11 protein-coding genes and 1 pseudogene are annotated in these 15,150 nt (G+C 76.5%); 3 read left to right on the forward strand and 9 right to left on the reverse strand.

The window, feature by feature from the left end:
* Positions 1-13: 13 nt before the first annotated feature.
* On the forward strand, positions 14-955 hold the full coding sequence (locus tag ACFYPD_RS03080; protein WP_387108128.1) for a hypothetical protein: 942 nt from the start codon (positions 14-16) through the stop codon (positions 953-955).
* A gap of 48 nt (positions 956-1,003) precedes the next feature.
* On the opposite strand, the gene ACFYPD_RS03085 is transcribed toward ACFYPD_RS03080, so the two are convergent.
* The 3 genes from ACFYPD_RS03085 to ACFYPD_RS03095 form a co-directional block, all read right to left on the reverse strand.
* On the reverse strand, positions 1,004-2,479 hold the full coding sequence (locus ACFYPD_RS03085) for a pyridoxal phosphate-dependent decarboxylase family protein (protein WP_387108130.1): 1,476 nt from the start codon (positions 2,477-2,479) through the stop codon (positions 1,004-1,006).
* A gap of 68 nt (positions 2,480-2,547) precedes the next feature.
* Positions 2,548-3,918, reverse strand: a complete 1,371-nt coding sequence (locus ACFYPD_RS03090; RefSeq protein WP_387108133.1) for an MFS transporter — start codon at positions 3,916-3,918, stop codon at positions 2,548-2,550.
* Positions 3,919-3,950: 32 nt separating this feature from the next.
* Positions 3,951-4,262, reverse strand: a complete 312-nt coding sequence (locus ACFYPD_RS03095) for an MGMT family protein (RefSeq protein WP_387108135.1) — start codon at positions 4,260-4,262, stop codon at positions 3,951-3,953.
* Positions 4,263-4,275: 13 nt separating this feature from the next.
* Here ACFYPD_RS03095 and proB point away from each other — a divergent pair, with 13 nt between their 5' ends.
* Together proB and ACFYPD_RS03105 are read left to right on the forward strand one after the other, a co-directional pair.
* A complete protein-coding gene (proB, locus tag ACFYPD_RS03100; RefSeq protein ID WP_387108137.1) occupies positions 4,276-5,433 on the forward strand; it encodes a glutamate 5-kinase in 1,158 nt (385 codons plus the stop codon).
* A gap of 67 nt (positions 5,434-5,500) precedes the next feature.
* The gene (locus tag ACFYPD_RS03105; RefSeq protein WP_387108140.1) at positions 5,501-6,742 is read left to right on the forward strand and encodes a glutamate-5-semialdehyde dehydrogenase; all 1,242 of its coding nucleotides are present in this window, start codon (positions 5,501-5,503) and stop codon (positions 6,740-6,742) included.
* Between the two features lie 223 nt (positions 6,743-6,965).
* Here the strand turns inward: ACFYPD_RS03105 and ACFYPD_RS03110 are convergent.
* The 6 genes and pseudogenes from ACFYPD_RS03110 to ACFYPD_RS03135 form a co-directional block, all read right to left on the reverse strand.
* Positions 6,966-7,835 (reverse strand): annotated as a pseudogene (locus ACFYPD_RS03110) (hypothetical protein); the annotation flags it as partial.
* A gap of 75 nt (positions 7,836-7,910) precedes the next feature.
* A complete protein-coding gene (gene moeZ / locus ACFYPD_RS03115) occupies positions 7,911-9,092 on the reverse strand; it encodes an adenylyltransferase/sulfurtransferase MoeZ (RefSeq protein WP_387108143.1) in 1,182 nt (393 codons plus the stop codon).
* A gap of 107 nt (positions 9,093-9,199) precedes the next feature.
* Positions 9,200-10,084: a DUF3152 domain-containing protein gene (locus ACFYPD_RS03120; RefSeq protein WP_387108146.1), complete on the reverse strand. Its 885-nt coding sequence runs from the start codon at positions 10,082-10,084 to the stop codon at positions 9,200-9,202.
* Between the two features lie 87 nt (positions 10,085-10,171).
* Positions 10,172-11,044: a DUF3152 domain-containing protein gene (locus ACFYPD_RS03125; RefSeq protein ID WP_387108149.1), complete on the reverse strand. Its 873-nt coding sequence runs from the start codon at positions 11,042-11,044 to the stop codon at positions 10,172-10,174.
* A gap of 5 nt (positions 11,045-11,049) precedes the next feature.
* The gene (locus ACFYPD_RS03130) at positions 11,050-12,093 is read right to left on the reverse strand and encodes an alpha/beta fold hydrolase (protein ID WP_387108152.1); all 1,044 of its coding nucleotides are present in this window, start codon (positions 12,091-12,093) and stop codon (positions 11,050-11,052) included.
* Positions 12,094-12,132: 39 nt separating this feature from the next.
* Positions 12,133-15,138, reverse strand: coding sequence for a hypothetical protein (locus ACFYPD_RS03135; RefSeq protein ID WP_387108155.1), 3,006 nt, complete (start codon positions 15,136-15,138; stop codon positions 12,133-12,135).
* Positions 15,139-15,150: the final 12 nt, after the last annotated feature.

The following is a 15,150-nucleotide window of genomic DNA, read 5'->3' on the forward strand; positions in this document are numbered from 1 at the left end:
GGGAGGAACAACCGTGTCCATCACCACGTCCACCGGCCGGCGCGTCGCCGCCGGCCTGCTGGGCTCCGCGCTGGCGCTGCTCGCCGCCGGAGCGCCGGCCGCCGCCGCGCCCGCCGAGGCCGACGGCCCCTGGTCGATCACCGCCGAGCGGCTGGTGCTCAACCCCACCACCAAGGGGTACGCCGGCACCTTCGCCGTGACCGTCACCAACAACGGCACCACGGCCGACTACCCGTCGCTCGATTTCGTCGAGCCGGTCGGCGCCTCGTTCGACAGCGTCACCCCCGGCGGCCCCTGCCTCTACCAGGGGCTCTCCGCGAACCGGATGCGGATCGAGTGCATCGGGGAGACGATCGAGCCGGGCGCGAGCCAGACCTACACCTTCGGCTTCCACGCCTGGACGACCCCGCGGAAGTACGCGATGACCGCCGCCGACAGCGAGATCAGCGTGCTCGGCGACACCGGCGAGCCCGCCGCCAGCGCGACGGTCAGCACCATCTTCCGCTCCACCACGGGCAGCCTGAAGAAGCCCCAGCCCTACGTGCAGGCGGCGAGGAGCGACATCCGGGCCACCTCCGGCGCGGTCACCCTGCACCGGCTCGCCGACGGAAGCCTGGAGGGGCGGATGCCGCTGACCGTGCGCTACGGCAACGACGCCCCGTCGTACGGCATCAACGTCTCGGCGACCCTGCCGGCCGGGGTGGTCGTCAACCACATCGAACCTCAGGACATGCCGAGCTGGGACCTCGGCTTCAGTGTGCCGGGCGAGCGGTTCCTGCCCGGCGAGGAGCGCACCTTCGACGTCATCCTGAGCGCTCCGGCCGGCACCCCGGGCGGCGTGCTGGGCACCGGGTCCTACACGGCGATGTCGAGCTTCTGCTACTGCGAGGACGTGCAGGACGTCGACCCGGCGGACAACACCGCCTCGTTCACCGTGACGGCCGACGCGAGCTGACCCGTCCGCGAGGGCCCGGGACCGCAGGGTTCCGGGCCCTCGTCGTGCTCACCAGGTCGGGCGCTGGAGCAGCCCGACGAACTCCACGAGCAGCCGCTCCCGCAGCCGGACCGGGGCCACCTGGAGCAGGGTGTTCACCGCCGCCATCCGGTCCGGCGCGGCTCCCGTGCCGAGTCCGAGGCCGGCGGCGAGCCCGGCGATCAGGTCCGGGGTGAGCGCCTCCGGGGTGAGGCTGCCGGCGAGCGCCAGCAGCTCCGGCGGCAGCACGACCGGCCCGGCCGCCCGGGCCGCCGCCGCCGCCTCGGCCAGCGCCGGGCCGAACTCGGCCACCCGCGGGGCCACCGCCGCGGTCACCGTGAGGTGCACGCTGGCCGGCAGGCCGGCGTACGCGAGCTGCGGCTGGGTGTGCCAGCCCCGGGCGGTCAGCTCGTCCACCAGCACGAACAGGTCCAGCCCCGGGTCGTCGGACGTGAAGCAGACCACCGTCGACTCCGGCTCGGCCAGCAGCCGCAGCCCGTCGACCGCGCGGACCGCGTCGGCCAGCCCGGCGACCGCGTCCCGGGTCACCGCGGCCAGCCGCAGGTAGCCGTCCTCGCCGAGGTGCCGCAGGGTCGCGTACGCGGCGGCGATCGGCCCGCCCGACCGGGTGGAGGCGATCACCGGGTTGACCATCGTGTAGCCGGGCCAGTCGGCGTACGCGAAGAACTGCGGTGCGCGCAGCCCCGCATCGCGGTGCAGCAGCACCGACACGCCCTTCGGGGCGTACGCGTACTTGTGCAGGTCGACCGAGATCGAGGTGACCCCGGGCACGGCGAAGTCGAACGGGGGCACCGGCGCGCCGAGCCGGCGCAGCCAGGGCAGTGTCCAGCCGCCGAAGCAGGCGTCCACGTGGCAGCGCACCCCGGCCGCCGCCGCCTCGGCCGCGATCTCCGCCACCGGGTCGACCACGCCGTGCGCGTACGACGGGGCGGAGGCCACGACCAGCACGGTTTCCGGCCGGATCGCGGCGGCCACGTCGGCGACGGCCGGGCGCAGGGTCACCGGGTCGACCGGCACCGGGTCGAGGGCCACGCGCAGGTAGTGGGCCGCCTTGGCGAAGGCGGCGTGGCCGCTGACCGGCACCACGATGCGCGGGTCGGCGAGGTCGGGCCGGGCGTCCCGGGCCGCCTTGACGGCCAGGATCAGCGACTCGGTGCCGCCGCTGGTGACGCTGCCGACCACGTCCGGCGCGGACGTGCCGGGGCCGCCGCCGAGCAGTCGGGCGACCGCCCCGACCAGCGCGTTCTCCATGGCCAGCAGGGACGGAAAGGCGGTCGGGTCCAGGCCGTTGACGTGGGCGCTCTCGGCGTGCGCGGCCTGCGCCAGCTCGTCCAGCCCGGCCACCCCGGGGTCGTAGACGTAGGCGAACAGCCGCCCGCCGTGCGTCGGGCGGTCGGCCGCCCGCAGGGCCCGGATCTCGTCGAGCACCCGCGCCGCGGGCACCCCCTCGACGGGCAGCGCGCCCGTCCCTGCCGTGTCGCTCATCGGTCTCGGGTTGTTCCTCTCGTGACGGTCCGCGGCAGGCGCCGGCCGGGCGGACGGGTACGCCTGCCTCACGCCCGCGCCGCCGGCGCGACCCCGCCGGGGGTGGGGGCGGCGGCCAACTGGGCGGCGGTCAGGGTGTAGCCGCGCAGCAGCACCACCGGGGCGGCGACCAGCAGGGCCGGCAGGACGGTGAAGCCGAGCAGCACGCCGAGCCGGGCGGTCGCCGACTGGGTGGCCGCCACTCCGGTCGACGAGGAGACGTAGCCGGAGAACTGGAGGACCAGGCCGTAGATGCCGGGGCCGAGGGCCAGGCCGAAGGTCTCCCCGGCGGTCCACAGCCCGGTGAACACGCCGGCCTGCCGCCGCCCGGTGCGGGCGGTGTCGTAGGCGATGCAGTCCGGCAGCATGGCCAGCGCGAAGACCTGCTGGCCGGCGTAGCCGACGCCGATCAGGGCGACCACGGCGTAGACCCCGGCGGCCGGGAGCGCGGGGGCGGCGACCAGGGCCAGCGCGCCGGCCGCGAAGATCAGCGAGGCGGCGACCAGCGCGGCGCGCTTGCCCAGCCGGGCGCCGGCCCGGGTCCACAGCGGCATGACCAGCAGCGCCGGGCCGACGAAGCAGGCGAAGAGGAGGGTCGGCCCGCTGTCCGGGGCGCGGAGCACCTGGTCGGCGAAGTACTTCACCCCGGCCAGCACGGTCGCCACGCCGGCGGACTGGATCACGAAGCAGACCAGCAGCACCCGGAACGGCCGGTTCCGGCCGGCGACCGCGAGCTGGGCGCGCAGGCTGGGCTCGCTCTCCCCCACCGCGCCGGTCGGCGCGGACCGGGTGCCGAGGAACGCGCCGACCGTGCCGGCCACGATTAGCGCGGCCACGAACAGACCCATCCAGCGGTGCCCGGGCACGCCGTCGCCGCCGGCGGTCACCACGGCCGGGGCCACCGCGCCGGAGACCAGGATGGCCAGCGCCAGCACGGCGATCCGCCAGCTCATCAGCCGGGTACGCTCCGCCGGGTCGTCGGTCAGCTCGGCCGGCATGGCCACGTAGGGCACCTGGAAGAAGGCGAACGCGGTCGCGGTGGCCAGGAACGCCAGCGCCACGTACGTCCCGGCGGCCGGCCCGGAACCGAACGGCGCCGCGAAGATCGAGGCGAAGAGCGGGGCCAGCGCCAGCCCGCCGCCGAGCAGCCAGGGCCGGCGCGCGCCCCAGCGGGACCGGGTCCGGTCGGAGATCCGCCCGGCGACCGGGTTCACCAGCACGTCCCACGCCTTCGGCAGGAGCACCAGCAGGGCGGCCACCCCGGCCGCGACGCCCAGCGTGTCGGTGAGGTACGGCAGCAGGAGCAGCCCCGGCACCGTGCCGAACGCCCCGGTGACCAGCGAGCCCAGCGCGTATCCGGCGCGCACCCGGCGAGGCAGGCTCCCGCCCGTTCCTGTCATGGAGCCGAATGCTACTCACGTTATGTCGGCGGTCACATCCCCTTGTCGGGCGACCAGGCCGCCGCCATGTCCACCCCGGCGGGGCGCAGCGGGCAGCCCTCGGCACGCAGCCGGGCCCGCGCCTCCACCTCGTGCCCCGGTGGCAGCCGGCCGGCCGAGTTCACCACCCGGTGCCACGGGACTCCGCCACCGTGCCGGGCCATGATCGAGCCGACCAGCCGGGCCGAGGCCCGCCCCGACCGCTCGGCGAGGGCGTCGGCCACCGCCCCGTACGACATCACCCGGCCCGGCGGGATCCGCTCGACCAGGTCCAGCACCGCCTCGACGTACTCGTCAGGTGTCACGGGCTGCCACGATATGGGAACGCGCCGAGGTGCGGCGGACCGCAGCGCGCAGAATGGTCCGGTGCGCGAAGCAGTCACCTCGGCCCGCCGGATCGTCGTCAAGATCGGCTCGTCCTCGCTGACCACCCCGGCGGGCGGCCTGGACGACACCCGGGTCGACGCGCTGGTCGACACGCTCGGCGCGCTGGCCGCCGCGGGGCGCGAAGTCGTGCTGGTCTCCTCCGGCGCGATCGCCGCCGGCCTGGCCCCGCTCGGGCTGCCCCGGCGCCCCCGCGACCTGGCCACCCAGCAGGCCGCCGCCAGCGTCGGGCAGGGCCTCCTGATCGGCCGGTACGCGGCGGCCTTCGCCCGGCACCGGCTGACCGTCGGGCAGGTGCTGCTCACCGTCGACGACGTGACCCGGCGGGCGCACTACCGCAACGCGTACCGGACCCTGCGCAAGCTGCTCGACCTGCGGGCCGTGCCGATCGTCAACGAGAACGACACCGTCGCCACCGAGGAGATCCGGTTCGGCGACAACGACCGGCTCGCCGCGCTGGTCGCCGCCCTGGTCGACGCCGACCTGCTGGTGCTGCTGTCGGACGTGGACGCGCTCTGGACCGGCGACCCGACCCGCGCCGGCAGCACCCGGATCACCGAGGTGCACGGCGAGGGCGACCTGGCCGGCGTCGACATCGGTGGCGCCGGCCGGACCGGGGTGGGCACCGGCGGCATGGTCACCAAGGTCGAGGCGGCCCGGATCGCCACCGGCTTCGGCATCCCGGTGGTGCTCACCGCCGCGCCGCTCGCCGGGCCGGCGCTGGCCGGCGAGCCGGTCGGCACCTTCTTCCACCCGAGCAGCCGGCGCCCGGCCGCCCGACTCTTCTGGCTGGCGCACGCCACCGCGCCGCGCGGCCGGCTGCACCTCGACCCGGGCGCGGTGCAGGCCGTGGTCGGCCGGCGCAAGTCCCTGCTCCCGGCCGGGATCACCGCGGTCGACGGCGCGTTCACCGCCGGGGACCCGGTGGACCTGGTCGACACCCAGGGCGCGCCGGTCGCCCGCGGGCTGGTGAACTACGACGCGGTCGAGCTGCCCGGGCTGCTCGGCCGCTCCACCTCGGAACTCGCCGCGGCGCTCGGCCCGGCGTACGAACGGGAGGTCGTCCACCGCGACGACCTCGTCCTGCTGTAAGCACGGGCCCCCTGTTAACGCCTGGCGTTGTACAGGAGGCCCCTCCTAACACTTCAAGGAGTGCGCAATGAGCGTGGTCGAGCAGGCCCGCCGGGCCCGGGGCGCGGCGGAGGCCCTGGCGGTCGCCACCCGTACGGTCAAGGACGCCGCGCTGCACGCGATGGCCGACGCGCTGGTGGCGCGTACCGGCGAGATCCTGACCGCGAACGCGGCGGACCTGGCGGCCGGGCGGGAGGCCGGGCTGAGCGGGGCCGTGCTGGACCGGCTGGCCCTCGACGAGGGCCGGGTGGCCGGGATCGCCGACGCGCTGCGGCAGATGGCCGCGCTGCCCGACCCGGTCGGCGAGGTGGTCCGCGGCGCGACCCTGCCCAACGGGCTGGAGCTGCGCCAGGTCCGGGTGCCGTTCGGGGTGGTCGGCATCATCTACGAGGGCCGCCCCAACGTGACCGTCGACGCGGCCGGGATCTGCCTGAAGTCCGGCAACGCCGCGCTCCTGCGCGGCTCCTCCTCGGCGGCGCACTCCAACGCCGCCCTGGTCGCGGTGCTCCGCGACGCGGTCGCCGAGGCCGGCCTGCCGGCCGACGCGGTGCAACTCCTCGACGCCAGCACCCGCGACTCGGTGAAGGAGCTGATGCGCGCCCGGGGCCTGGTCGACGTGCTGATCCCGCGCGGCGGGGCGTCGCTCATCCGAGCCGTGGTCGAGGAGTCGACCGTGCCGGTGATCGAAACCGGGGTGGGCAACTGCCACGTCTACGTGGACGCCGCCGCCGACCTGGCCAAGGCCGTGGCGGTCACCCTGAACTCCAAGACGCAGCGCCTGTCCACCTGCAACACGGCCGAGTCCCTGCTGGTGCACGCGGGTGTCGCGGACGCCTTCCTGCCGGCCGTGCTGGCCGCCTTCGCCGACGCCGGGGTGACCGTGCACGGCGACGCGCGGGTGGCCGCGTACTCGGACGCGGTGGTGCCGGCCACCGAGGAGGACTTCGACACCGAATACCTCTCCGCCGACATCTCGGTCGCCGTGGTCGACTCGCTGGACGCGGCGGTCGCGCACATCCGGCGGCACGGCACCGGGCACACCGAGGCGATCGTCACCGACTCCCAGCCGGCGGCCCGCGAGTTCGTGGCCCGGGTGGACGCGGCGGCGGTGATGGTGAACGCCTCCACCCGGTTCACCGACGGGGGCGAGTTCGGCTTCGGCGCCGAGATCGGCATCTCCACGCAGAAGCTGCACGCCCGCGGCCCGATGGGGCTGCCCGAGCTGACCAGCACCAAGTACGTCGTCACCGGCGACGGCCACCTGCGCTGAGCGGGCCGGCCGCCGGGCCGGCTCAGGCGGTGGGCGAGGCCGGCTCGGGCGGCGCCGACTCCGGTGGCGGAGCGGACGGCGGGGCCGGCCTCGGCAACGGGACGACGGGCGGCAGGATCAGGTCGGACACCGGCGCCGGGCGCGGCGCCGGTACGAGCGGCGGCGCGGCCGGCTGCGGCGCGACGAACGGCGCGCCGGAGACCGGCGCCTCCGGGGTGGTCGGGCGGCAGGCCCGGATCGCCCGCAGCGTGGTGTGCACGTCGAACTGGTGGCCGTCGTCGCTGTCCCAGCCGCCGTCGCTGCGCTGCGTCTCGGCCAGCCGCCGCCGGGCCGAGACCAGCAGCCACTGCTCCTCGCCCACGTCGACCCGACGCAGCGTGGCGGCGAGCCAGGCCACGTCGGCCGGGGACATCCGCGGGATGCGCTCGGCCAGCACCGCCTGGATGCGGGCGGACTCGTAGTAGAGCTGCTGGCGGTGCAGCACGGCCGCGGCGAGCCAGCCGGCCGGCAGGAACGACGGCCAGCTGCCGTCCGGCGCGAGCTGCGCGGCGAGCGCCTGGGCCGCCGCCTGCACCACGCCGGCGTACGCCCCGCCGACCCGGTGGTCGAGCGGGCCGGCGGCGCGGGCGTCCAGCCCGGCCACGGTGAGCCAGAACCCGGCGTTGGCGGTGAGGAAGAGCCGGGCCTCCGGGTCGCCCGGTGTGGCCCACTCGGGAGCGAACCCGGCCAGCGACGGGTCCTCGTCCCAGCCGCCGTCGGCGAGCTGGCGGGCGGCCAGCCAGTCCAGGGCGTGGCGGGCGGCGGGGCGGCCCAGCGCCCCGAGGTCGTCCAGCTCGGCCAGGCGGTAGCAGGTGGCGTCGACCGAGGCGACCTCGCCGTCGAGCACCGCGGGCCAGCCGCCGCCGGCCGCCTGCCCGGACTCGGCCGCGTCGAGCAGGTCGGGCGGCACCGGGGTGCCGGTGCGCAGCCGGGAGAGGCGGGCGCGGTCCACCGCGTCGCCGTGCGCCACGACGAAGCCGATCGCCGCGTCCAGATCCACCACGCCGGTCACGCTACCGGCGCAAACGTGGTTACGCCTCGGTAGCTCGGCCAGGGGTGGCCCGGCCCACCGGCGGTACGCGAAGGGCCCTCCCGGCACACCCGGGAGGGCCCTTCGACGCGAGTGGCCTCAGTAGGCCGGCAGCGCCGGGTCGATCTGCTTGATCCAGGACAGCACGCCGCCCTGGACGTGCACGGCGTCGGAGAAGCCGGCCGCCTTGAGCGCGGCGAGCGCCTCGGCGGAGCGGACGCCGGACTTGCAGTGCAGCACGATCTGCTTGTCCTGCGGGAGCTTCGCGAGCGCCTCGCCCGAGATGATCTCGCCCTTGGGGATCAGGGTGGCGCCGGGGATCCGGACGATCTCGTACTCGGCCGGCTCGCGGACGTCGATCAGGAAGATGTCCTTGCCGGCGTCCTGCCACTCCTTCAGCTCCAGCGCGGTGATGGTCGAGTCGACCACCGCCTCCTGCGCCTCGTCGGAGACCGCGCCGCAGAAGTCCTCGTAGTCCTCCAACAGGTCGGTGACCGTCGGGTTCTCGCCGCAGAGCACGCAGTTCGGGTCCTTGCGGACCTTGATCTTGCGGTAGCTCATCTCCAGGGCGTCGTAGACCATCAGCCGGCCGACCAGCGGCTCACCGATGCCGGCGAGCAGCTTGATCGCCTCGTTCACCTGGATCGACCCGATGGACGCGCAGAGCACGCCCAGCACGCCACCCTCGGCGCAGGACGGGACCATGCCGGGCGGCGGCGGCTCCGGGTAGAGGCAGCGGTAGCAGGGACCGTGCTCGGCCCAGAACACCGACGCCTGGCCGTCGAACCGGTAGATCGAACCCCAGACGTACGGCTTGCCGAGCAGCACCGCCGCGTCGTTGACCATGTAGCGGGTGGCGAAGTTGTCGGTGCCGTCGACGATCAGGTCGTAGCCGGAGAAGATCTCCCGGACGTTGTCCCGGTCCAGCGCGGTGTTGTGGATCTCCACGTTGACCAGCGGGTTGATCTCGCGGATCGAGGCGGCGGCGGACTCGGCCTTGGAACGGCCGACGTCGGAGACGCCGTGGATGATCTGGCGCTGGAGGTTGGACTCGTCGACGGTGTCGAAGTCGATGATGCCGAGGGTGCCGACACCGGCGGCGGCGAGGTACATCAGGGCCGGCGAGCCGAGGCCACCGGCGCCGACGCAGAGCACCCGGGCGTTCTTCAGCCGCTTCTGCCCCTCGACCCCGACGTCCGGGATGATCAGGTGGCGGGAGTAGCGACGGATCTCGTCTACGGTCAGCTCGGCGGCGGGCTCGACGAGCGGGGGCAACGACACGGTGGACTCCCCGGGATCGGCGGTGGGACCGCGCCATTGTCACTCGCCCCGGTAGGGATCGGCCATGATGAGGGCCACGTCGCCCGACATGCGGGAGCGGGAATAACTCAGACGCCGTCGGTCGGCTCACCCTCGTAGCGGACCCCGTCGACGTACGGCCAGGCGTTCGCCACGCAGCCGTCCAGCCCGTACGTCTGCTGCTGCATCACCGGGGCCGGCGCGCCGGGCCCGGGGCAGGCCTGGTGCAGCTCGCCGAATTCGTGCCCGACCTCGTGGTTCACGACGTAGGTCCGGTAGACGTCCAGCGGGGCGCCGTAGTCGGGCACCGCCTCCATCCAGCGGGCCAGGTTGATGACGACCCGGCCGGGGAGCCGGCAGGAGGTGTACCGCTCGGTGCTCAGCCCGCCCTCGGCGCACATCCGCTCCGAGGTGGCCGGGGTGGCCAGGTAGATGGTGAAGTCGGCGGCGCCCACCTCGGGCACCCGCTGCACCCGCAGCTCGCCGGAGGCGATCCAGCTGCGCGGGTCGCCGAGCACCGCGTCCACCGTGGCGGCGAACTCGTCCGCGTCCTGACCGGCGCCCTGCTCGACCTCCACCCGGTAGCGGCGCAGCGGGCCGTCGTGGCCGTGTACCGGCGAGCGGCCGTCGGCGGCGGCGAAGCTGCCGGGGCCGGCGGTGGGGTACCCGCTCGCCTCGGTTCGGGGCCCGGCGCCGGCGCCGTTGGCCAGCGACGGGTCGGCGGCGGACAGCGGGTGCAGGCCGGACAGGCGCGCCGGACCGTCCGGCCCGGCCAGCCGGATCACCCCGACCGCGCCGGCGCCCGCGACGAGCAGCGCCACCAGGAGCAGCACGGCCCGCCGCCGGCGGCGGCGCATCCGGCGCAGGCCGGGGCGCGCCGGTAGGGCGGTTCCCGGGTGGGCCGGCGGGCGGTCGAAGTCGAGCCGGAACGGGTGGGGATCGTCAGGCGGGTCGTAAGGGGACGACGACGTCATGCCCCCAGCGTGCCATGGCAATTCGGGCAATTAGTAACTTTCACCGCTTCTCCTGCGGAATACTTCTCATCGCCACGATCAGGTCTTTCACACCGGCGGACCGGTGTACCGCTGCCCGCCCACGTACGGCCACGGGTTCGGCCGGCAGCCGTTCAGGAAGAGCGTCTGCTGCTGCATCACCGGCGCCGCCCGGCCCTTCGCCGGGCAGGCCTCGTGGTGATGTCCCAGCTGGTGACCGACCTCGTGGTTGATGACGTAGAGCCGGTAGGTGTCCAGCGGGAGCTTCGCCGCGACCAGGTGCGGCGCCGAGGTCCGCCACCGGTCCAGGTTGATCACCACCTTGCCGGTCACCCGGCAGGACGTGTACGGCACCCCGCCCACCCGGATGTCGATGCCTCCGGCGCGGCAGAGCCGGCCGGCGGTGTCCCGGGTGGCCAGGTAGATCGTGAAATCCGACCGACTGCCCGGCCCGACCCGCTGCAACCGCAGCTGACCACCGTCCACCCAGCTCCCCGGCCCCGCCAGCGCCCGCTGCACGGCGTCACCGAAGGCGTGCGCGTCCTCCCCGGAGCCGTTCTCCACCGCCACCCGGAACCGACGCAGCACCCCGGCCCGGCCCAGCACCCCGCCGGCCCGGTCGTCGTAGCCGAAGGTCCCCCGGCCGTGCGCGGGCACCGGGCCGGGCATCTGCAGCACCGGCGCCACCGGCGTGTTCGGCACGGGATCCGGATCCGGCGACACAGACGGAGACGGAGCCGGCGGCGCGCCGGTCGGCAGGGGCGGCTGGGCCGCCGAGCCGGCACTGATCAACGCCTCGGCCCCGACCGACGGGAGTTGGAGCGCGACCCCGATGCCGACCGCGGCGGCGACGAGGAAGGCGCAGACCACGACGGCGGAACGCCAGCGGCCGGCGGGCGGGGCGGTGGGCCGCGCGGCACGCGGACGGACGGAGGTGGGCATCCGGCTCAGCCTGCCATGTCGCGGCGCCGCCCGCTCTCCTCCGTTTCGGTGATCAGCGCCCTGGCCTGCACCTCCGTCCGCTCCCCACCTGGCGGCGACCCGCCGGGGGACGCCTCGGCGAGCAGCGCCAGCACCGCCCGCGCCACGGTCCGGGGCACCTCCAACTGGGCCACGTGCCCGACGCCGTCGAGCAACAGCAGGCGGCTGTCCGGGATCACCCGGGCGGCCTGCGGCGCCACCCGCACGTCGACCAGGCGGTCCTGCCGCCCGCCCACCACCAGAGTCGGCACCCGCACCGCCGCCGCCAGCCGCCACAGCGACCCGGAACCGGGCAGGTACGACCGCAGGAAGCTGGAGACCAGGCCACGGAAGGTGCGGACGTAGGCGGCGGCGTAGTGGGTCGCCTCGTAGCGGATCCGGATCTCCTCGACTGCCTCCCGCCGGCGCTGGTCGCTGATCCGGGTCAGGTCGGCGATACACGCCTCCATCACCTGCTGGGCCATCACCTCGGGGGCGAGCTGGGCCAGCCGCCGGGCGGCCAGCCGCTCGCCCCGGGGGATCGCCAGCAGCGGCAGCATCCGCCCCTGCAACGAGCGCCGAAAGTCCAGGAACGGCAGGGCCGGGGAGATCAGGGTCAGCGTCCGGACCAGGTCCGGCCGCAGCGCCGCCACGCGGACCGAGACGGCGCCGCCGAGCGAGTTGCCGAACAGGTGCACCGGCCCCCGGCCGCTGTGCTCGATCCAGCGGACCACCCGGTCGGCGAAGGACGGCACCGTGTAGCGCTGGCCCGGTTCGCTGCGCCCGAAACCCGGCAGGTCGATCGCCTGGCCGTCGAGGCGGTCGGCGAGCAGGCCGGCCAGGTCCGTCCAGTTCTGCGACGAGCCGCCGAGGCCGTGCACGTAGAGCGCCGGCTCGGCGCCGGGTGCCGTGGCCGGGGTGTCCCGCACGTACGTCACCGTGCCGTTCAGACGGACGTTCCGGCCGGGCCAGGGCGGCGGAACGTGGTGCGCGGGCAGGAGGTGCTCCGGCCAGAGGGCGGCGGGCTTCATGGCTCCAGTCTTCCCGGACCGGCCCGGCCCGACACCGGGTCAGGCGAGCAGCGCCTCCAGCCGGCGGTTCACCGCGGCCAGGGTGGCCCGGACCACGGCCTGCCGGGGATCCCCGGCGACCAGCGCCGACCCGGCCAACTGCTCCACCCAGCCGTCGCAGACCAGCAGCACCACGACGGTCGCCACCTCGCAGTTGCCGAACGGCACCACGGCGGTGTGCTCGACGAAGCACCGCCCCCGCTCACCGGCCGGCGCGGCCTGGTCGAGCAGTTCGTCCACCGCGGCGGCCGCGGCCACCGCGCAGAGGCGCAGCACGTAGCCGTCGACGGCCGGCCCGGTCGAGTGGCCCTCCGCCGTCCGGTCCCCGGCGATCAGGCGGACCTCCACGGTGGCGTCGAGGCCGAAGGTGCTCACCTGGACGTGGTCGATCACCACCCGGGGCCCCGGCAGGCCGCCGGTGTCCAGCGGTCGCGACGGCGCGGTCTCCGTCGTGCTCATCTGCCCGCCGGAGTACGAGGTGCCGAGGGTGGCCGGGCTGCCGGTGGACGTGCCGGCCGGGGCGGTGGCGAGCGAGGACTCCTCCACCGTGGCCCGGCCCCGGTGGCCGCTGGCCTGCCGGCGGCGGCGCGGCGGCTCGACCCCGGCGTCGGCGCCCTCGGCCGGCGCCTCGGCGAGCCGGCCGGCGCGCGCCTCGGGCGCCGCGAACCGACCCTCCCCGGACCGGTTCTCGGCCGGCCGGTTCGGGCCGGACCTCGGACCGGCCGGCTCCCCGGCCGGTCGGGACTGCGGGCCGGTCAGATCCTCCGCCGGGCCGGACCTCGGGCCGGCCGGGTCCTCCGCCGGGCGGGACGGTGGGGCCGACCAGGCCAGGCCGGGCACGTCCTCGGCCGGGCGGGACTGCGAAGCCGACCACGCCGGTCCCGGCACGTCCTCCGCCGGACGGGACTGCGAAGCCGACCACGCCTGGCCCGGCACGTCCTCCGCCGGACGGGACTGCGAAGCCGACCACGCCTGGCCCGGCACGTCCTCCGCCGGACGGGACTGCGGGCCGGACCGCGCCGGGTCCGGCCGGTCCTCGGTCGGGCGGGGCTCGGCGGGACGGTCGGCGCGCGGCTGGGCCGACCGACGACGGACCGGGGGCGGCGGGGTCGGCGGAGCGCCGGGCAGGTTCTGCGGGGCGGCGGCCAGCCCCATCCGCTCCTGGAGCAGCCGGGCGACCATCCGGCTCACCTCGGCCGGGTCCGCGCCGTCGGCGAGGTCCAGCCGGAGGCTGTGCGCCCCGGCCGGGGTGCGGCGCAGCGCCGCGTCCCGGACGCCGGCCACCTCGCGGACGGCGTCGAGGATCGCGTTGACGTCGAAGCCCTCCGGCCGCTCGCGCAGCGGCGCGGGTTCGTCGTCCCGGCGCAGGTGGGTGGCGATGCGGGCAAGTTCCGGGGTCTCGGCGGGCGGTTCCACGGCGGGCGGCTCCGGCACGACGGGCACATCCGGCTCGGCGGGGACGCGCTGCGGCAGCACCGGGGTGAGCTCGGCCGCCTCGGCGGCCGGCGGCGACTCCGGGGCGGACCGGCGGGCCGCGTAGGGAGGTGCGCTCGTCGGGGTGGGGGCGGGGGCGACGGGGGCCACGCCGCCGGTGGCGGGCGGTGGGCCGGACGGCTCGGCGGGCGACCGCTCCGTCCCGCCCGGCAGCCGGTACGGCCTGCCCTCCCGCTCCTCGGCGGCGCGGACGGCCGGCGCGGGCGGGTAGCCGGCGGGCGGCGGGCCGGTGGGTGCCTCGCGGGGCACGGGCGGTGCGCTGGTCGGTGTGGTGTGCGGGGGTGCGCTGAACGGGGTCACCGGCACGGGCGGCCCGGCCCAGGTGGGCCGATCGGAGATCTCCCGGGCGGTCGGCTCGCGCCCCGGGCGGGACTCCGGCACCTCGTACGGCCGGGACGGCTCGGGGCGCGGCGCCTCGTAGCCCGCGGGCGACTCGGCCCGGACCGGCTCGTAGGGGCGGACCGGCTCCGGCCGCGGCGGGTCGTAGCCGGCGGGCGGCTCGACCCGGGCCGGCTCGTACGGCCGGGACGGCTCGGGCGCCCACTCCTCGCGGGCGGCGCGGCGGCCGACCGGCTCGTCCTCGCGCCCCCACGGCGGCGCCCAGCCCCCGCCCCAGCTCGGGCGGTTCCAGGCCGGGCCGGACCACGGCGGTTCCCCGGCCGGCCCGGCGCCCCGGTCGTCAGCCGCGGCGCGCGGCGGCTCGGCCATCGGCCGGCGCTCCTCCGCGGCACCGGCGGGCGGGGCCGAGGTGGGCCGGTCGGCCCAGCCCCGGGAGAGCGACGGCGCCTCGGCCGCGGGCTGTTCGGGCGGGAAGTGGTCGGCCCGGCCGGCGGCCGGCGGCGGCTCGGTCGGGGGCTGCTCCGGCGGGAGGCGGTCGGCCCAGCCGCGGGAGAGCGACGGGGCGGGTTCGGACCGCTCGGCGCTCGGGGCGTGGAAGCCGGGGGGCACCTCGAAGCCGGAGGCGGCGGCGCCGACCGGCGGCACCTGGAGGGCCGGCGGCGCCGAGGTCGGGCCACTCTCCGACGCCCAGCGCGCGGCGCGCCCGGCCGGCGGGTCGTCGGAGGCGTGCCGGGAGCCGCCGGAGTCCGCCTCGGCGGTCGGCTGCTCGACCGCGGGTGCCGGCCGCTGGGTCGGCACGATGAGCCGGTCGCCGTCGGTATCCCGGCGCGGCTCGTCCGCGGGCGGGGCACTCACCGGCGCCTGGCGGGTCACGGGCGACTCCTCCCCGGCGTGCTGCACGCCGTTGACGTGGCGGCCGTTGACGCGCGCCGGCGGCTCCTCGGCGGTCAGCCCGGGCAGCGGGGCCGGGAGGTCGCCGTGCCGGGGGGACGAGGCGCCCCAACCGGTGGTGAGGTCGGCGCGGGGCCAGCCACCGGGTGCCTGCGCGCCCCGGGCCCAGCCGGTCGCCGGGGGCGCCCACCCGCTGCCGGCGCGGGCAAGGTCGTCCTGCTGACCCGTGCCGTCGCCGTGCTCTCCCGGGGTGGCGGCTCCGGGTTGCCCTGATTCACTCACCGCGCGCTCCTT

It is taken from the genome of Micromonospora sp. NPDC005299 (assembly GCF_042872345.1).
Taxonomy (GTDB): Bacteria; Actinomycetota; Actinomycetes; order Mycobacteriales; family Micromonosporaceae; genus Micromonospora.

Bases quoted from the DNA above. Each gene is read 5' to 3' on its own strand.
- ACFYPD_RS03085 (WP_387108130.1), bottom strand. From the start codon at position 2,479: ATGAGCGACACGGCAGGGACGGGCGCGCTGCCCGTCGAGGGGGTGCCC.
- ACFYPD_RS03090 (WP_387108133.1), bottom strand. From the start codon at position 3,918: ATGACAGGAACGGGCGGGAGCCTGCCTCGCCGGGTGCGCGCCGGATAC.
- proB (WP_387108137.1), top strand. From the start codon at position 4,276: ATGGGAACGCGCCGAGGTGCGGCGGACCGCAGCGCGCAGAATGGTCCG.
- ACFYPD_RS03105 (WP_387108140.1), top strand. From the start codon at position 5,501: ATGAGCGTGGTCGAGCAGGCCCGCCGGGCCCGGGGCGCGGCGGAGGCC.
- ACFYPD_RS03120 (WP_387108146.1), bottom strand. From the start codon at position 10,084: ATGACGTCGTCGTCCCCTTACGACCCGCCTGACGATCCCCACCCGTTC.
- ACFYPD_RS03125 (WP_387108149.1), bottom strand. From the start codon at position 11,044: ATGCCCACCTCCGTCCGTCCGCGTGCCGCGCGGCCCACCGCCCCGCCC.
- ACFYPD_RS03130 (WP_387108152.1), bottom strand. From the start codon at position 12,093: ATGAAGCCCGCCGCCCTCTGGCCGGAGCACCTCCTGCCCGCGCACCAC.